Source organism: Actinoplanes sp. NPDC049118 (assembly GCF_040648555.1).
GTDB lineage: Bacteria > Actinomycetota > Actinomycetes > Mycobacteriales > Micromonosporaceae > Actinoplanes.
In genome coordinates, this window is the sequence record NZ_JBEZDY010000020.1 from 65,079 (window position 1) to 81,545 (window position 16,467).

The 16,467-nt window shown below is 71.9% G+C and carries 14 protein-coding genes and 1 pseudogene; 8 read left to right on the forward strand and 7 right to left on the reverse strand.

What is annotated here, in order from left to right; translation table 11 throughout:
* Positions 1–573 precede the first annotated feature (573 nt).
* Positions 574–1,698, reverse strand: coding sequence for a hypothetical protein (locus AB0B58_RS28710; RefSeq protein WP_360229823.1), 1,125 nt, complete (start codon positions 1,696–1,698; stop codon positions 574–576).
* A gap of 319 nt (positions 1,699–2,017) precedes the next feature.
* Between AB0B58_RS28710 and AB0B58_RS28715 the strand changes: the two are divergent.
* Both AB0B58_RS28715 and AB0B58_RS28720 read left to right on the forward strand, forming a co-directional pair.
* Positions 2,018–3,259: pseudogene (locus AB0B58_RS28715) on the forward strand (IS256 family transposase).
* Positions 3,256–3,456, forward strand: a complete 201-nt coding sequence (locus tag AB0B58_RS28720; RefSeq protein WP_360229825.1) for a hypothetical protein — start codon at positions 3,256–3,258, stop codon at positions 3,454–3,456. The pseudogene AB0B58_RS28715 and the gene AB0B58_RS28720 overlap by 4 nt, the downstream one beginning before the upstream one ends.
* 294 nt (positions 3,457–3,750) lie before the next feature.
* Here AB0B58_RS28720 and glpK (AB0B58_RS28725) read toward each other — a convergent pair whose 3' ends face one another.
* Positions 3,751–5,244 carry a glycerol kinase GlpK gene (gene glpK / locus AB0B58_RS28725; RefSeq protein WP_360229827.1) on the reverse strand — a complete coding sequence of 498 codons (1,494 nt, stop codon included), beginning with the start codon at positions 5,242–5,244 and terminating at the stop codon, positions 3,751–3,753.
* A gap of 20 nt (positions 5,245–5,264) precedes the next feature.
* Positions 5,265–6,020, reverse strand: a complete 756-nt coding sequence (locus tag AB0B58_RS28730) for an IclR family transcriptional regulator (protein ID WP_360229829.1) — start codon at positions 6,018–6,020, stop codon at positions 5,265–5,267.
* A gap of 126 nt (positions 6,021–6,146) precedes the next feature.
* Between AB0B58_RS28730 and AB0B58_RS28735 the strand changes: the two genes are divergently transcribed.
* Genes AB0B58_RS28735 through AB0B58_RS28760 form a run of 6 tightly spaced genes read left to right on the forward strand, consistent with a single transcriptional unit; the run spans position 6,147 to position 13,158 of the window.
* Positions 6,147–6,986 carry an MIP/aquaporin family protein gene (locus tag AB0B58_RS28735; RefSeq protein WP_360229831.1) on the forward strand — a complete coding sequence of 280 codons (840 nt, stop codon included), beginning with the start codon at positions 6,147–6,149 and terminating at the stop codon, positions 6,984–6,986.
* Complete coding sequence (gene glpK / locus AB0B58_RS28740; RefSeq protein ID WP_360229833.1) at positions 6,979–8,496, forward strand: glycerol kinase GlpK; 1,518 nt, start codon at positions 6,979–6,981, stop codon at positions 8,494–8,496. Before AB0B58_RS28735 ends, glpK (AB0B58_RS28740) begins: the two co-directional genes overlap by 8 nt.
* A 41-nt stretch (positions 8,497–8,537) precedes the next feature.
* Positions 8,538–10,235, forward strand: coding sequence for a glycerol-3-phosphate dehydrogenase/oxidase (locus AB0B58_RS28745; RefSeq protein WP_360229835.1), 1,698 nt, complete (start codon positions 8,538–8,540; stop codon positions 10,233–10,235).
* The gene (locus AB0B58_RS28750; protein WP_360229837.1) at positions 10,210–11,286 is read left to right on the forward strand and encodes an alpha/beta fold hydrolase; all 1,077 of its coding nucleotides are present in this window, start codon (positions 10,210–10,212) and stop codon (positions 11,284–11,286) included. The genes AB0B58_RS28745 and AB0B58_RS28750 overlap by 26 nt, the downstream gene beginning before the upstream one ends.
* A 60-nt stretch (positions 11,287–11,346) precedes the next feature.
* On the forward strand, positions 11,347–11,871 hold the full coding sequence (locus AB0B58_RS28755) for a cysteine dioxygenase family protein (protein ID WP_360229839.1): 525 nt from the start codon (positions 11,347–11,349) through the stop codon (positions 11,869–11,871).
* 33 nt (positions 11,872–11,904) lie between these two features.
* Positions 11,905–13,158, forward strand: coding sequence for a hypothetical protein (locus AB0B58_RS28760; protein WP_360229841.1), 1,254 nt, complete (start codon positions 11,905–11,907; stop codon positions 13,156–13,158).
* Here the strand turns inward: AB0B58_RS28760 and AB0B58_RS28765 are convergent.
* The 4 genes from AB0B58_RS28765 to AB0B58_RS28780 form a co-directional block, all read right to left on the reverse strand.
* Complete coding sequence (locus AB0B58_RS28765; protein WP_360229843.1) at positions 13,064–14,302, reverse strand: glycoside hydrolase family 3 N-terminal domain-containing protein; 1,239 nt, start codon at positions 14,300–14,302, stop codon at positions 13,064–13,066. The genes AB0B58_RS28760 and AB0B58_RS28765 overlap by 95 nt on opposite strands.
* A gap of 72 nt (positions 14,303–14,374) precedes the next feature.
* A complete protein-coding gene (locus tag AB0B58_RS28770; protein ID WP_360229845.1) occupies positions 14,375–15,529 on the reverse strand; it encodes a hypothetical protein in 1,155 nt (384 codons plus the stop codon).
* Positions 15,530–15,627: 98 nt separating this feature from the next.
* Positions 15,628–16,044 (reverse strand): DUF1801 domain-containing protein, encoded by a 417-nt coding sequence (locus AB0B58_RS28775; RefSeq protein ID WP_360229847.1) that lies wholly within the window; start codon positions 16,042–16,044, stop codon positions 15,628–15,630.
* Between the two features lie 93 nt (positions 16,045–16,137).
* Positions 16,138–16,467 (reverse strand): DUF3349 domain-containing protein, encoded by a 330-nt coding sequence (locus tag AB0B58_RS28780; RefSeq protein ID WP_360229849.1) that lies wholly within the window; start codon positions 16,465–16,467, stop codon positions 16,138–16,140.

Consider the following 16,467-nt stretch of genomic DNA (forward strand, 5'->3'; position numbering starts at 1 on the left):
GCAGGCGTAATCCGCGGCAGCGCAGGCGATATCCGCGGCAGCGCCCAGCGGCGCCGGCGTATCCACGGCAGCTCCAGGCGGCGCAGACAACGCAGGCGGTGCAGGCGTAATCCGCGGCAGCGCAGGCGATATCCGCGGCAGCGCCCAGCGGCGCCGGCGTATCCACGGCAGCTCCAGGCGGCGCAGACAACGCAGGCGTAATCCGCGGCAGCGCAGGCGATATCCGCGGCAGCGCCCAGCGGCGGCGTCCGCGGCAAGCCTGGATCCCTTCCGCAGTCGGCGGCCGACGGGCGCGATCTGAAGAACTCGTCCTGATTGGCTTTCCTGCCACCACCACGCCCCAGCCGCACAGAGGGGCCGACGATCGCGTTCGGCGGCGGGCGCCGTGGCCAGATCAGGCCGCCATCCATCCGATTCCCCCGACGAACCACGCGGCGGCGGCCGACCGTGAGCCGCGCACTCTCGATCCGCCCGGCAGAAGCCGCGCCACGGCCATCACCGCCGCCTGCACGCCGAGCCCTCGCCCAGCCGGGCTGCGCGCACGGAGATGAACCCCGCGGATCTCCGAAATGTCTACCGGGGACCTCCCGCTCTCGACATCCACCCGCGTGGCACCACTCCCGGTGTGCATTGATCTGACGAGGCGAATGCGCACATCTGGCCGCACCGGAAATAGATCGTGTTCTTGCGCAGAACCACACGGCGCAATGGGTCAACGGCAAGGTTCGGGTGAGTCTGAGTTCGACCCCTGTGGGTCCGGAGGAGATCTCGCATTCCCTTGATTGCAGTCCGGGCCGATTTCGCGATGAGGTCCGATGGTCGTGAATTTAGGGATTTCGAAATGGCGTCGATTCGTCGGGCTGATCTCGGATCGGGGCGGCCTGGCCGGCACCGAACTGCTGGCGCGATGCCGCCTGTCCGGGTGCGAATATCGCCCGCGGCTGGGTATGCGGTGTTGGCCGGAGGCGGCCTGTCCGCGGGATGCGGGCCGTGGCCGACGTCTATCGCCAGGGTCCGCCCGGCCGGCAGGTTGTGGACCGTCGCCGACAGATCCCACCCGACCAGCAGATCCCACCCGACCAGCAGGCCCCACCCGACCAGCAGGCCCCACCCGACCAGCAGGCCCCACCCGACCAGCAGGCCCCACCCGACCAGCAGGCCCCACCCGACCAGCAGGTTGTAGACCTTGACCAGCAGGTGCAGAGCGTTGCCCGAGCGTCCCGGCGCGTTCGGCTTGGTCGCCAGGTCCGGCTGCCTGGTCGGTCCCCCGCCTGCCGTGGCGCTGCGACAGGCCCGGGCGGGTGGGGGTGTTGCGGCCCGGTGTGGCGGGCGGCATCTGCTCGACGCGAGCAGGCTCGACGCGAGCAGGCTCGACGCGAGCAGGCTCGACGCGAGCAGGCTCGCCCGCCCGCGTCGGCTGGAGAGTCTGGCGATGCTGCCCGCCCGGGCCTGCCGCGCCGGCGTCACCAGATCGGTCACGGGCGTGACGCAGCCGCTCGGCGTGGCGCCGTGCCAAGCCCCAGCTGCGATGGCGGGCATGGTCGCGGCGGAATTCGTCGCCCGCAGGAGAATGATTTCGGGATGCGGTCCGGTCACGCATTGAGGCAAGCTCACGGGTGCTGAACAACTGAAGCTGCCGCATGTATCCATTATTCCGGAACCCGGCGAGGATTTCGATTCCCACCAGCGATCGATCATGCCAATTTCTTGGTGACCACCACGGGAATGGGCGGTCACATACCGTCGCGAAGCGGGGAGTCCGACTCGTTGCCTTTAGACGCCGGAAGCGGAAACGTTGCCGATTCCGCACGGCCCACTTGGATGTCGATCCACAGCACCCGGCGTCGTGCCGCCGCGCCCGCCGGGACGCCACTGACCCGAACGCCACAGTGGAGTCCCTGATAGTTGTGTAACGCGGTTGGCGTGATCGTCGGACAATCCGTCCGGCATAGAGCGCGGCCATCGCGTGATCTTTCGAGCGAACGTCTCACGGAACTCTCGAAAGGGAATCATCACGATGGCCGCACCTCACATCATCGACCCTGCCGGCCTTCTCGGCCAAGCGCTGACCGACGCGTCACCGGATCTGATGCGTCACCTGCTGTCCACCATCATCAACTCCCTGCTGTCGGCCGAGGCCGACGCGATCTGCGGCGCCGAATACGGCATGGCCAGCCCGGAACGGGTGAACTCCCGCAACGGCTACCGCCACCGCGAGTTCGACACCCGCGCCGGCACTATCGATGTGGCCATCCCGAAGCTGCGGTCGGGCACGTACTTCCCGGAATGGCTGCTCGAGCGGCGCAAACGGGCCGAGGCTGCCCTGGTCAGCGTGGTCGCGACCTGCTACCTGCTCGGCGTCTCCACCCGCCGGATGGACAAACTCGTGCAATCGCTGGGGATCACCAGCCTGTCCAAGTCGCAGGGTCTCCCGGATGGCCGCCGACCTCGACGCCCAGGTCGCGGCGTTCCGCACCCGGCCCCTGAACGAGTCCGGGCCGTTCACGTTCGTGGCCGCCGACGCGCTGACCATGAAGGTCCGGGAGCAGGGCCGGGTCGCCAACGCCGTCGTGCTGGTCGCGACCGGCGTGAATGCCGACGGCCACCGCGAGGTCCTGGGCGTCAAGGTCGCCACCAGCGAGACCAGACAGGCGTGGAACGCGTTCTTCGCCGACCTGGTCGCCCGCGGCCTGACCGGCACCCTGCTGGTCACCTCCGACGCGCACGCCGGCCTGGTCGACGCGATCGCGGCGACCAGGCCGGCGCGTCGTGGCAGCGATGCCGCACCCACTTCGCGGCAAACCTCATGGGGATTTGTCCGAAGTCGGCGTGGCCGGCGGTCAAGACCATGCTGCATTCGGTCTACGACCAGCCCGACCCGGACTCCGTCCACGCCCAGTTCGACAGACTGCTCGACTCCGTCGGCAGATCATTGCCGCAGGTGGCCGCCTACCTCGACGCCCGCGCCGACCTGCTCGCCTTCACCGGCTTCCCGCAGCAGATCTGGCGCCAGATCTGGTCCAACAATCCCAACGAACGCCTGAACAAGGAAATCCGCCGCCGCACCGACGTCGTCGGGATCTTCCCCGACCGCGGCGGCGTCATCCGCCTCGTCGGCGCGGTCCTGGCCGAACAACACGACGAATGGACCGAAGGCCGCCGCTACTTCGCCCTCGACGTCCTCGAACGCGCCCGCAAGGCCCCAGCCGCAGCCACCGCCACCACAGCGGACCTGCCCGAACTGGAGACCACCGCATGACCCACCCAACCGGCGACCCGGCCATCCCCGACCACGCCGAACGCGCCAGGCGCAACGCCGCCCTGCACGCCGACAACACCGAAACCGGCTTCTTCGACGAGCACGGCACCCCCGCGCCCTGGCCCGACGACATCGACCAACGGCAGCCCTACACCGGCGGACCCGCCACCCGCCAGCCCGGAGAACAACCCTTCTGACCAGCACGACTCGAAAGATCAGCCGTTACACCACTTCCAGGGGCTTGACCAACGCCACCCGACCGGCGTCGTGGCTACCGATCACCCCCGAAAACGCACGCCCACCGAAACCCCGCCAACCCCAACACCGCCCGACCGGCATCGCTGCTGGTCGATGTCGACGCTTCATCTGCCGAAGTCCTGGACCGACGAGCTGGCCCGCCGCACTGCGGCAGGCGCTCGGGACGGCGGCGGGTTCGCGGTCGGGTTCGGGCTTGATCGGGAGCGCGGTGAGTGGCGGCCCGGGCCGGCCGGTCAGGCGGGTTTGATCCAGTCGAAGGTGCGTTCGACGGCCCGGCGCCAGTTGTCGTACTCGCGGTCGCGCAGCACCGGGTCCATCGCCGGCATCCACTGTGCCGCGCGGTGCCAGTTGCGCCGGAGGTCCTCCAGGTCCGGCCAGTAGCCGACCGCGAGGCCCGCCGCGTACGCGGCGCCGAGCGACACCGTCTCGCTGGCCAGCGGGCGGACCACCGGCACGTCCAGCACGTCCGCGATGAACTGCATCAGCAGGTTGTCCGCGGTCATCCCGCCGTCGACCTTGAGGGTCTTGAGGGTCAGGCCGGAGTTGGCGTTCATCGCGTCGACGACCTCGCGGGTCTGCCAGGCGGTCGCCTCCAGCACCGCCCGGGCCAGGTGGCCCTTGGTGATGTACGAGGTCAGCCCCACGATCACGCCGCGGGCCTCGCTGCGCCAGTGTGGCGCGTACAGGCCGGAGAAGGCCGGGACGATGTAGCAGCCGCCGTTGTCGTTGACCGTGCGGGCGAGGGTCTCGATCTCCGGCGCGCTGGCGATCAGTTCGAGCTGGTCGCGGAACCACTGGACGAGCGAGCCGGTGATCGCGATCGAGCCCTCGAGGGCGTACTGCGCGGGTTCGCCGGCGAGCTGGTATGCGACGGTGCTGAGCAGCCCGTGTGTCGAGCGGACCAGCTCCGTACCCGTGTTGAGCAGCAGGAAGCTCCCGGTGCCGTACGTGCATTTGGCCTCGCCGGGCGTGAAGCAGGTCTGGCCGAAGAGGGCGGCCTGCTGGTCACCGAGCGCGGCGCCGATCCGCACGCCCGGGAACGCGGCCGCCGCATTGCCGAAGACCGCGACCGACGCCCGCACCTCCGGCAGCATCGCCGGGGGGATGCCGAAGAACTCGCAGGCCTGCGGCGACCAGCGCAGGCTGCGCACGTCCAGCAGCATGGTGCGGCTGGCGTTGGTGACGTCGGTGACGTGCAGGCCGCCGGTGAGGTTCCAGATCAGCCAGGTCTCCATCGTGCCGAAGAGGACCTCGCCGCGTTCGGCGCGTTCGCGCAGCCCGGGCGTGTGGTCGAGCATCCAGCTCATCCGCGGGCCGGAGAAGTAGGTGGCCAGCGGCAGGCCGCAGCGCTCCTGTACCTCGTCGGCGCCGGGCGCGGCCAGCATCGAGTTGACAAGCGCGTCGGTGCGGGTGTCCTGCCAGACGATGGCCCGGCCGACCGGCGCGCCGGTGCGACGGTCCCAGAGGACGGTGGTCTCCCGCTGGTTGGCGATGCCGACGGCGGCGACCTGCTCGGTGGTGATACCGGCCCGGCTCAGCGCGAGGGGCCCGAGCCGTTCGACGTTGCGCCAGATCTCGGCCGCGTCGTGCTCGACCCAGCCGGGCCGCGGGAAGTACTGCTTGTGCTCCTGCTGGGCGAGGGAGACGAGCTGGCCGGAGCGGTCGAACACGATGCACCTCGTCGAGGTGGTGCCCTGGTCGATGGCGACCACGTAGCGCTCGGTCATGGGTGCCTCCCCCTGAGTTCTCAGCGCCGGGCGCCCCCGAGATCCCGGGAGACCGCGCGGGCGGCGTCCCGGACGTAACCGACCAGTCGCGGGTGCGGCCGATACCTGGTGTCGCACATGCGCTCGACGAGCCCGGAGACGCCGATCGCGCCGACGACCAGGCCGCCGTACCCCCGGATCGGCGCGGCGATCGCCGCCTCGCCGAGGGTGAGCTCCTCGATCTCGGCGCCCCACCCCGCCAGCCGTACCTGTTCGAGGGCCGCGGCGAGTTCGCGGGGCGACACGACCGTGCGCCGGGTGAACCGTTCGAGCTCCGCGGGGGGCAGCGCGGACCGGTACGCGAGCAGCACCTTGCCCAGTGCGGTGGCGTGCAGCGGCAGGAGCGTGCCGACCTCCAGTGTCTGGAACGTGTCGTCGGGACGGAACACGTGGTGCACGACCAGCACCCGGCCCTCGAGGACGGTGCCGATCCGGACGGCCTCGCCGCTGCGCGCGGCGAGCGGGTCCGCCCAGTTGATCGATCGGGAGCGCAGTTCGTTGATGTCGAGATAGCTGGTGCCGAGGTGCAGCAGGGCCGCGCCGAGCTGGTACCGGCCGGACACCCGGTCCTGTTCGACGAACCCGACGTGTTGCAGCGTGCGCAGGATGCCGTGCGTCGTTCCCTTGGCGAGATCGAGGGATTTCGCGATCTCGCCGAGGCCCAGCCGTCCCGTGCCACCGGCGAGCATCCGCAGGATCGCGGCCGCTCGCTCGATCGACTGCACCGTGCCGGGCACGTTTCGGATGCTATGCCAATCCGTTACGACCTGCGCACGCTGAGCGTTCGACAATGCCGAACGCCGTTCATTGCCGGTGCCCCGGAGCGTCCATAGCGTCGGGTCACATCGGACCCTGGAGGGCACATGGCAGCACGATTGAAGATCCCGGGAATGCTCGGCGAACTCGCCGCCGAGTTCGCCGGGACCATGATCCTCATCCTCTTCGGCGTCGGCGTCGTCGCGCAGGTCGTGGCCGGCGGCTTCGGCGACCACGACAGCATCGCCTGGGCCTGGGGCCTGGGCGTCACGTTCGGCGTGTACGTCGCGGGCCGGATCAGCGGCGCGCACCTCAACCCCGCGGTCACCATCGCGCTCGCGGTCTTCAAGGGCTTCGAGTGGCGCAAGGTGGCACCCTACTGCGGCGCCCAGTTCCTCGGCGCGTTCGCCGCCGCGCTGTTGGTGCGCTGGAACTACACCGAGGCGCTGCACGCGACGGACCCCGGCCTGACCATCAAGACCCAGGGCGTCTTCTCCACCCTGCCGGGCAACGGCGCACTGCCGGTCGACGAGTGGGGCGCGCTGCGCGACCAGGTCATCGGCACCGCCATCCTGCTGTTCCTCATCCTGGCGGTCACCGACGCCGCGGCGACTCCGCCGGGCGCCAACCTGGCGCCGTTCATCATCGGCCTGATCGTCGTGGCGATCGGCATGGCGTGGGGCACCAACGCCGGCTACGCGATCAACCCGGCGCGTGACTTCGGGCCGCGACTCGCCAGTTTCCTGACCGGATACGGTGGCGCATTCCGGGACCAGACGGGTTATCTGTACTTCTGGGTTCCGATCATCGGCCCGATCGTCGGCGGAATCGTGGGCGCCGGTCTCTACCAGGTACTGGTAGGACGGTTCCTTCCGACCGCCGGCCCGCAGGAACCCGGCAGACTTCCGACCCCGGCAACCGAGAACGTGGAGGCAAACCGTGGCTGACTTCGTCGCCGCTGTAGACCAGGGCACGACCAGCACCCGATTCATGATCTTCGACCACGGTGGGAACGAGGTCGGCCGCCACCAGCTCGAGCACCAGCAGATCCTGCCGCAGGCCGGCTGGGTGGAGCACAACCCGATCGAGATCTGGGACCGGACCGTCTCGGTCATCCGTACCGCGATGCAGCAGGCCAACCTGCAGGCGAGCGACCTGGCCGCGCTGGGCGTCACCAACCAGCGCGAGACGACGGTCGTGTGGGACCGGCGCACCGGGCGCCCGTACTACAACGCGATCGTCTGGCAGGACACCCGCACCGACCGGATCGCCTCGGCGCTGGACCGCGACGGGCGCGGCGACGTCATCCGCCGTAAGGCCGGACTGCCGCCGGCCACCTACTTCTCCGGCGGCAAGATCCAGTGGATCCTGGAGAACGTCGACGGGGTCCGCGCGGCGGCCGAGCGCGGCGACGCCGTCTTCGGCAACACCGACAGCTGGCTGCTCTGGCACCTGACCGGCGGCGTCGACGGCGGCAACCACATCACGGACGTGACCAACGCCAGCCGCACGATGCTGATGAACCTCGAGACGCTGGACTGGGACGACGAGCTGCTCTCGTTCTTCGGCATCCCCCGGCAGATGCTGCCGGAGATCCGGCCGTCGTCGGACCCGAACACCTACGGCGTGGCACACGCGCCCGGCCCGCTGGGCGGCGACGTCCCGCTCACCGGCGACCTCGGTGACCAGCAGGCGGCCACGGTCGGCCAGGTGTGCTTCGCGCCGGGCGAGGCCAAGAACACCTACGGTACGGGCAACTTCATGCTGCTCAACACGGGTACGGAGCTGGTGCGCTCGAACAACGGCCTGCTCACCACGGTCTGCTACAAGCTCGGCGACGCCGCACCGGTCTACGCCCTGGAGGGCTCGATCGCGGTCACCGGCTCGGCCGTGCAGTGGCTGCGCGACCAGCTGCACATCATCAACGAGGCCGCGGAGAGCGAGGCCCTCGCCGCGACGGTGCCGGACACCGGCGGCGTCTACTTCGTGCCGGCGTTCTCCGGGCTGTTCGCTCCCTACTGGCGCTCCGACGCCCGCGGGGCGATCGTCGGGCTGTCGCGCTTCAACACCGGCGCGCACATCGCCCGGGCCGCCCTGGAGTCCATCTGCTACCAGAGCCGCGACGTGGTCGAGGCGATGGCGCAGGACTCCGGCGTCACCCTGGACGTGCTCAAGGTGGACGGCGGCATCACGGCCAACTCGCTGTGCATGCAGATCCAGGCGGACGTGCTCGGCGTCCCGGTGAGCCGGCCGGTCGTGGCCGAGACCACCGCGCTCGGCGCGGCCTACGCGGCCGGGCTCGCGGTCGGCTTCTGGAAGTCGACCGACGAGCTGCGGGACAACTGGAACGAGTCGCAGCGCTGGCAGCCCGCATGGACGCCGGAACAACGGGAACAGGGATACGGCCGGTGGAAGAAGGCCGTGCAGCGAACTCTCGATTGGGTCGACGTTGACTGAACTCACCCGCGGCGGAAAACCCATGTAAAGGTCGTGATGGCATGACTCTCTCTCCGGCCGGCCGGGAGGCGGCGCTGTCCGCGCTGGCCCGCAGTGAGGTCGACGTGCTCGTCGTGGGTGGCGGTGTGGTGGGCGCGGGCTGCGCCCTCGACGCCGCCACCCGCGGCCTTTCCGTCGGCCTGCTCGAGGCCCGCGACTTCGCCTCGGGCACGTCCAGCCGCTCCAGCAAGCTCATCCACGGCGGCCTGCGCTACCTGGAGATGCTGGACTTCGCCCTGGTACGGGAGGCGCTGCGGGAACGCGGCCTGATCCTCACCCGGCTCGCGCCGCACCTGGCCCGGCCCGTCCCGTTCCTCTACCCCCTGCAGCACCGCGGCTGGGAGCGGCTCTACGCGGGTGCCGGGGTGCTGCTCTACGACGTGATGGCCGCGGCCGCGCCCGGCCTGCCGCGCCACCGGCACCTGTCGCGGCGCGGCGCCCTGCGGGTCTGCCCGGCGCTGCGGCGCGACGCGCTGGTCGGCGCGCTGCAGTACTACGACGCGCAGCTGGACGACGCCCGGCACACCATGTTCCTGGCCCGCACGGCAGCGGCGTACGGCGCGCACGTCGCGTCCCGCAGCGAGGTGGTGGGCTTCCTGCGCGAGGGCGAGCGCGTCACCGGCGTGCGGGTGCACGACCTCGAACACGACAAGATCTTCGAGGTACGGGCCCAGCAGATCATCAACGCGACGGGCGTGTGGACCGACGACACCCAGGCGCTGGTCGGCGAGCGCGGCCAGTTCCACGTGCGGGCGTCGAAGGGCATCCACCTGATCGTGCCCCGCGACCGCATCCAGTCCTCGACGGGCCTGATCAGCCGCACCCCGACCAGTGTGCTGTTCATCATCCCGTGGGGCCGGCACTGGATCATCGGCACCACCGACACCGACTGGACCCTGGACAAGGCGCACCCGGCCGCGTCCAGCACCGACATCGACTACCTGCTCGACCAGGTCAACCGGGTGCTGGCGACGCCGCTGAGCCGGACCGACGTGCAGGGCGTCTACGCCGGGCTGCGCCCGCTGCTCTCCGGCGAGTCGGAGTCCACGTCGAAGCTGTCCCGCGAGCACACCGTCGCCAGCCCGACCCCGGGCGTGGTCGTGGTGGCGGGCGGCAAGTACACGACGTACCGGGTGATGGCCCGCGACGCGGTGGACGCGGCGGTGCACGGCCTCGGCCGCTCGGTGCCGCGCTCGTGCACGGAACGCGTGCCGCTGCTGGGCGCCGAGGGATACACCGCACTGTGGAACCGCCGCCGGCTGCTGGCGGACTCCTCCGGCCTGCACGTCGCCCGGGTGGAACATCTGCTCGGCCGGTACGGCTCCCTGATCAACGAGCTTCTCGACCTGATCCGGGCCGATCCGGGCCTGGGCAGACCGGTCGAGGGCGCGGAGGACCACCTGCGCGCGGAGCTGGTGTACGCGGCCAGCCACGAGGGCGCCCGGCACCTGGAGGACGCGCTCACCCGGCGTACCCGGATCTCGATCGGGACGTTCGACCGCGGTATCGCCGCCGCGCCGGTGGCGGCGGAGCTGATGGGCCCGGTCCTGGGCTGGACCGCCGAGCAGACCGAACGGGAGGTGCGGCACTACCGGCTGCGGGTGGAGGCGGAACGCGCGTCGCAGGAGCAGCCGGACGACGAGACCGCCGACGCCACACGCCTCGGGGCCCCGGATGTCGTACCGCTCCGGACGCCCTGACCTGCCCCCGCCGGTGCGGTACGCCCGCAACGGCGGGCTCAGCATCGCGTACCAGGTGCTGGACGGTCCCGGCCCGGACCTGGTCTTCGTGCCGGGCTTCGTCACGCACCTGGACCTGGCGTGGGAGGAGCCGTTCCTCGCGCGGTTCCTGCGCGGGCTGGCCGGCTTCAGCCGGCTGATCTGGTTCGACCGGCGCGGCACCGGCCTGTCGGATCCCACGCCGGCCGGCCTGACCCTCGACGACGCGATCGAGGACGTGCGGGTCGTGCTGCGGGCGGCGGGATCCGGCCCGGCGGTGCTGTTCGGCGTGGCGGTCGGCGCCGCCATCTGCACCGCGTACGCGCTGCGGCACCCGGCGGACGTCCGCTCGCTGGTGCTCTGGGCCGGGCACGCCCGGCTGCTGCGCGCACCGGGTTACCCGGCCGGCTGGTCGGCGGAGTTCCTGGCCGGGGTGCTGGCGGGTATCGACGCCGACTGGGCGCAGGGCGCGGGCGTCGCCACGATGAACCCGAGCCTGGCCGGCGACGAGCGCTACCGGGCCTGGTTCGTCCGCAACGCCCGGGCGGCCGCGAGCCCGGCGCAGGCGCGCGAGCTGTTCGCGTTGTGCGCGGCGTCGGACTTCCGCGACGACCTGGCCGGCATCTCCGTGCCGACCCTGGCGGTGCAGCGCGCCGACGACCCCTGGCTGTCGGCCGAGCACTCCCGCTACGTGGCCGCGCGCATCCCGGAGGCCGAGCTGGTGGTGCTGCCGGGTGCGGACCACTGGCCGTGGATCGGCGACGCGGACGCGGTGCTGGCCGAGATCGAGGCGTTCCTGACGGGGGTGCGGCGCGGTCGCCGCGACCGGCCGGCGTGGGGCCCGGAGGCGCTGACCCGCCGGGAGCGGGAGGTGGCCGCCCTCGCGGTGCAGGGGCTGAGCGCGGCGCAGATCGGCGCCCGCCTGCACATCAGCGAACGCACGGCCGAGTCACACATCGCCGGCGCCTACCGCAAGCTGGGCGTCGGCTCCCGCGTGGAGCTCGTGCGGCGCGCGACCGAGTGGGGACTCTGACCGGCGAAATTCGGTACCGGTACGGAGGCGCCGGGCCTGCGACCCTCCTACCGTCACGCCATGGACACCACGACACTGGTACGCACGATCGCGGCAGCGGACCCGGAACGGGTCCCCGAGGTGCTGGCGGCCGCGCTGGCCGGGCCCGGCGACTGGCTCGACGAGGAGTACCGACGGCGCCCGGCCGACCGCGACTGGATGCTCTATCCGCTGTACCGGGCCGGGGACGGCCGCCGCTCGGTGGTGGTCGCGGTCTTCCGCCCGGGTGCGCAGGCCCCGATCCACGACCACGGATCGTGGGCGGCGATCGGCATCTACCGGGGCCGGGAACGCGAGACCTGGTACCGCCTGAACGCCGAGGAGCGCCTGGAGCAGGTCCGCAGCTTCGTCAACGACACCGGCGCGGTGAGCGTGATCCCGGACGGCGTGATCCACACCGTCCAGGCCCTGGACGACACCGACGCCATCTCGATCCACGTCTACGGCACGGACATCGTCACGCAGGAGCGGAACATGTTCGACCCGCACACCCACCAGGCGTCGCGCTATCTGCCGCCGTTCACCGAAACCGCTTCGAAACATTGACTGTCACAAATATGTCTCATTAGGCTCCCGGGAATGGGGGCAATCTTGCACACCTGGATGCGCCGGATCGCCGGCGCGGGCCTGGCGGCTGCGATGATCCTGACCGGGCCGGCCACCGCGGCCTCGGCGGCGGCGCCGGTGCTCTTCAGCGACGACTTCTCCGACGGCGACGCCGCCGGCTGGCGCACGTCCGGCGGCCGCTGGTCGGTCGCCGAGCAGAGCCTGCGCCAGGAGGAGACCGGCGCCCGGGCGGTCGCCCGGGTCGGTGAGGCGTCGTGGACCGACTACGCGGTCGCCGTCCGGGTCCGGCCCGCCGCCTACCGTGACGCGGGCTCCTCGGTCGGCGTGCAGGCCCGGGTGCAGGGCGACGGCAGCCACTACTACCTGGCGACCCGCGCCGACGGCACCGTCGAGCTCGGCCGGGTGCTCGGCGGCCGGTCGACGACCCTCGCCACCGCGGCCTACCCGGCCGCCACGCAGATCTGGCGGTACCTGACCCTGGTCGTCAAGGGCACGACCGTGCTCGGCGTGGTCAACGGCGAGCCGCTGCTGCGCGCCACCGACACCCGGCTCGCCCGCGGTCGGGCCGGGCTCGCCACGACCAACACCGACGCCACATTCGACGACGTCTCGGTCGGGTCGTACGCCGCCACCACACCGGACACCCAGGCGCCGCTCACCCCGGGGCGGCCCCGCGTCGTCGAGGTCACGCCGACCACGGTGACGCTCTCCTGGCTGCCGACGATCGACAACGTCGGCGTGGTCGACTACGTCCTCTACCAGGGCGAGCAGTTCTACCAGCAGTACCCGGTCCGCACGGTCACCGGCACCGGGCCGGTCACCCTGCCGATCAGCCCGACGGCGGCGACCATCCACTACGCGCTCGCGGCGCGCGACGCCGCCGGCAACCTCTCGCCGATCTCGGGGCGGACCAGCATCCCGCAGCCGCCGAGCTTCCCCCGCTCCGGCGACGACGCGGTGGCGCCGACGAGGCCGGGCAACCCGGCGCTGACCGGACAGACCACCGACGGCCGGGGGATCCTGAGCTGGACCCCCGCGACCGACAACGTCGGCGTGGTCGAGTACCACGTGCTGCTGACCGTCAACATCGACGAGGTCCGGGTGCTCGCCAAGGTCGCCGAGCCGACCGCGACGGTCTCCGTGAACAGCGGCGGCGGCCCGATGGTCCGGGTCATCGCTTACGACGCGGCGTGGAACGCGAGTTATAGCGCGATGGTTCCGTACGGGCCGGCGCCGGCGCCGACGCCGACAGCGCCGGGCAGCTGAGCAGTCCGGCGCGGTACTTGGCGTGCAGGACGTGGCCGGCCGCGTCGGCTACCCGGGCGGCGAAGACCGGGGACCGGCGCGCGGCGGCGAGCAGCGCCGCGGTCATCACGCCGACGTTCTGCGGCCGGATCGTCAGCACCAGGTCGCCGCCCGCGTCCACGAAGCGCACCGCCCGGTCGCCGGTGGGCACCGACTCGACGGCGTCCGCGGCGCCCAGATCGTCGGACATGACCAGGCCGGCGTAGCCCAGGCGCTCGCGCAGCAGGCCCGTGACGATCGGCCGCGAGAACGCCGCGATGGTCGCCGGATCCAGCCGCGGATACGACGCCAGCGAGATCATCACCCCGGCCGAGCCGGCGTCGATGCCGGCCACGAACGGCTCGAGGTACTCGTCGTCGACGGTCGCCGCGCGGTCGACCGCCCTCGTGGACGTGTCGGTGTTGGCACGCACCCGGCCCAGACCCGGGAAGTGCTTGAGGATCGTCAGGACACCCGCGCCCTGCGACGCCGGCACGACCGCACGGATGTCGTCGGCGACCCGGCCCGGGTCGGAGCCGTACTCCCGGCCGAACGCCCCGATGGGCGGATTGCCCTCACCCAGTCCCGCCGGCACCGTGTCCGCCACCGGCGCGAGGTTGACCGTGACACCGATCCCCGAGAGCCGCCGCGCACTGTCGCGCACGGCGTCGCGCAGCAACGCCTGCGAGGACCCGCCGAGCCGCCGCGCCGACGGGATCAGCGGGAAGTCGGGCCCCTTGAGGGCCTGCACGCTGCCGCCCTCCTGATCGACGGCGACGAGCAGGGGCAGCGCGGAGCCGCCCTGCAACGCCGCGACGTCCGCCCGGAGGTCGGCGGCGGGACGCACGCTGCGCCCGGACAGGAAGGCGCCGCCCAGGTGGTAGCGGGCCACCAGGCCGTCGAGCCCGCGCGGCGCGTTCGCCGGCACGCCCACCATCAGCAGCTGACCGACGCGCTCCTCGAGCGACAGCGCCCCGACGGCCGCCACCACGCACGGCGGAAAGCTTCCGGCGGGCCCCGGCCGCGAGGAGGTGGCGGGCGGACGCTCCGCGACGGGCGTCTCCGCGCCGACGACCGCGAACGGGACGAGCGCGGCCACCGCGAGGCACCACCGCATGATCGTCATCGGGGTCGAATGTAGGTGGCCGGGACAACGACGGACGGGGCCACCGAGGTGGCCCCGTCCGGTCGGCGGAAGTTACCCGTTCAGCCCGCAGGGTGCGAACCGCTCCAGGCCTTCGGGCCGGGCGGCGGCGCGGCCGATCGCCGTCTCGATGCGGTTCAGCGTCGCGACCCGCTTGTCCTCCAGCGGGCCGAGGATCGCGTTCCGGATGAAGTTCGGGCCGCCCTCGCCCGCGCTCGACGCCAGCCGCCGGTTCGCCTCGGCGATCTGGGTGTCGAGCAGCTCCAGGTTGCGGTTGACCTCGGCCGCCGCCTGCGCCGGGATGGCCGGCAGGCCGGTCACGTCGGGGCAGTTCACGGTGGGTGCCGCGCCCGCACCCGCGGCGCCGGCGTCGCCGGCCCCGCCGGCGGCCGGTGCCGCGGTCGGCTCGGGAGCCGCGTCGCCGCCGCCGTTCGCGTTGAGCGAGCAGGTGGCCAGGCCGTCGACGTCCAGGACCGGCTTCGCCGCGTTGCGCCCGATCGCCGTCGCCATCCGGTTGATGGTCGCGACCCGCTTGTCCTTCAGCGGACCGAGGATCGCGTTCTGGATGAAGTTCGGGCCGCCCTCGCCCACGCTTGACGCCAGCCGCCGGTTGGCCTCGGCGATCTGGGTGTTCAGCAGTGCCAGGTTGCGCTCGATCTCGGCGGCGGCCTGCGCCGGGACCGCGCCGAGCGCGCCGGCGACCGCCGGGCAGTTCACCGTCGGGGCGGCGCCCGCGGCTCCCGGCTCGGCCGAGTCCGCGGCCGGCACCGCGGTCGGCTCGGGGGCGGCGACGCCGCCGCCGTTCGAGTTCAGCGAGCAGGTCGCCAGGGCCTGCACGTCGAGGTCCGGCTTCGGGGCGCTGCGCCCGATGGCCGTGGCCATCCGGTTGATGGTCGCGACCCGCTTGTCCTTCAGAGGTCCGAGGATGGCGTTCTGGATGAAGTTCGGGCCGCCCTCGCCGGCGCTGGTGACCAGCCGCCGGTTCGCCTCAGCGATCTGCGTGTTGAGCAGGGCGAGGTTGCGGGCGATCTCCGCGCTCGCGCGGGCCGGTACGGCGCCGAGTTCACCGGCGACGGCCGGGCAGTTCACCGTGGGGGCGGCGGTCTCGTCGGCGGACGCGACACCCAGGCCGACGCCGGCGAGTGCCACGGCGACCGCGCCGACGCCAGCGATCTGCCAGCGACGGGCGGTGGTACGGGAGGAAATCATTCTTCGCCTGAGCCTTCCTGTCGTAGGACCTCGCCCCCTTGTACGGAAGCGCTCCCACAACAGATCAAGATCTGGCGAATCTCGAGAGAATTCGCCGCTCAGGGCGCCAGCGTCTTGCCGTCCAGCTTGCGGAAACCGTCCGCGACCAGCTCGCGGAGCACGTCGGTGTCGACGTCCGCGAGCCGCCGGAGGTACAGGCACGACCTGCCGAGCCGATGCGGCCCGAGCCGGTCGAGCATCTCCTGCTCGAAGCCCGCCGAGACGTAGATCGTCATGGCGCTCTTGCGCGGCGACAGCCCCACCGGCGGCCAGTCGCCCTCCTGCCCGGAGGCGTACCGGTAGTGGTAGGTGCCGAAGCCCACGATGGCGGGGCCCCACATCTCCGGTGCCACACCGGTGACCTCCGCCATCAGCCCGCAGACGGCCTGTGCGTCGGCGCGGCGCTTCGGATCCGGTACGGCGGCCAGGAAATCGCCGACGCTGGCACCGGTGCGTACGGTCTTGGGGCCGGACATGATCAGCTCACGATCTCCAGGGTGATACCCGGCGAGCCTAACCCGCCGGTTGTGACCGCCGCCACATCAGGGCGAAACCGGCGGCGGATTGCGTCACCGCCAGTCGGCGGCGGGCGGGTCCGCCAGCGGCCAGCCGCCGGCCGCGAGCCGGGCCGAGACCCGGACCACGTCCTCCGGGGTCGCCTCCTGCAGCAGCGACGCGCTGATCATGTGCTCGATGTCCTCGGTGCTGATCGGGTCGTCGCCGGCCATCACCGACTGGTCGGCGAGGTCCACCGCGATCTGCCGGACCTCGTCCTCGGTCATCCTGCGGCGCAGCACGCCGAGCAGCGCCACGTAGTCCTGGCGTGGGATGCCCGCCGGATAGCCGGCCCGCAGCCACTCGACGGCCCGGGTCACGAAGTTGGAACGCAGGTCGGTCAT

Excerpts from the sequence above, each read along its gene's own strand:
- AB0B58_RS28775 (WP_360229847.1), bottom strand. The coding sequence starts at position 16,044 with ATGTCCGGCCCCAAGACCGTACGCACCGGTGCCAGCGTCGGCGATTTC.
- AB0B58_RS28720 (WP_360229825.1), top strand. The coding sequence starts at position 3,256 with ATGACCCACCCAACCGGCGACCCGGCCATCCCCGACCACGCCGAACGC.
- AB0B58_RS28750 (WP_360229837.1), top strand. The coding sequence starts at position 10,210 with ATGTCGTACCGCTCCGGACGCCCTGACCTGCCCCCGCCGGTGCGGTAC.
- AB0B58_RS28745 (WP_360229835.1), top strand. The coding sequence starts at position 8,538 with ATGACTCTCTCTCCGGCCGGCCGGGAGGCGGCGCTGTCCGCGCTGGCC.
- glpK (WP_360229827.1), bottom strand. The coding sequence starts at position 5,244 with ATGACCGAGCGCTACGTGGTCGCCATCGACCAGGGCACCACCTCGACG.
- AB0B58_RS28710 (WP_360229823.1), bottom strand. The coding sequence starts at position 1,698 with ATGATCGATCGCTGGTGGGAATCGAAATCCTCGCCGGGTTCCGGAATA.
- AB0B58_RS28770 (WP_360229845.1), bottom strand. The coding sequence starts at position 15,529 with ATGATTTCCTCCCGTACCACCGCCCGTCGCTGGCAGATCGCTGGCGTC.
- AB0B58_RS28760 (WP_360229841.1), top strand. The coding sequence starts at position 11,905 with ATGGGGGCAATCTTGCACACCTGGATGCGCCGGATCGCCGGCGCGGGC.
- AB0B58_RS28780 (WP_360229849.1), bottom strand. The coding sequence starts at position 16,467 with ATGACCGACCTGCGTTCCAACTTCGTGACCCGGGCCGTCGAGTGGCTG.
- AB0B58_RS28765 (WP_360229843.1), bottom strand. The coding sequence starts at position 14,302 with ATGACGATCATGCGGTGGTGCCTCGCGGTGGCCGCGCTCGTCCCGTTC.
- AB0B58_RS28755 (WP_360229839.1), top strand. The coding sequence starts at position 11,347 with ATGGACACCACGACACTGGTACGCACGATCGCGGCAGCGGACCCGGAA.
- AB0B58_RS28735 (WP_360229831.1), top strand. The coding sequence starts at position 6,147 with ATGGCAGCACGATTGAAGATCCCGGGAATGCTCGGCGAACTCGCCGCC.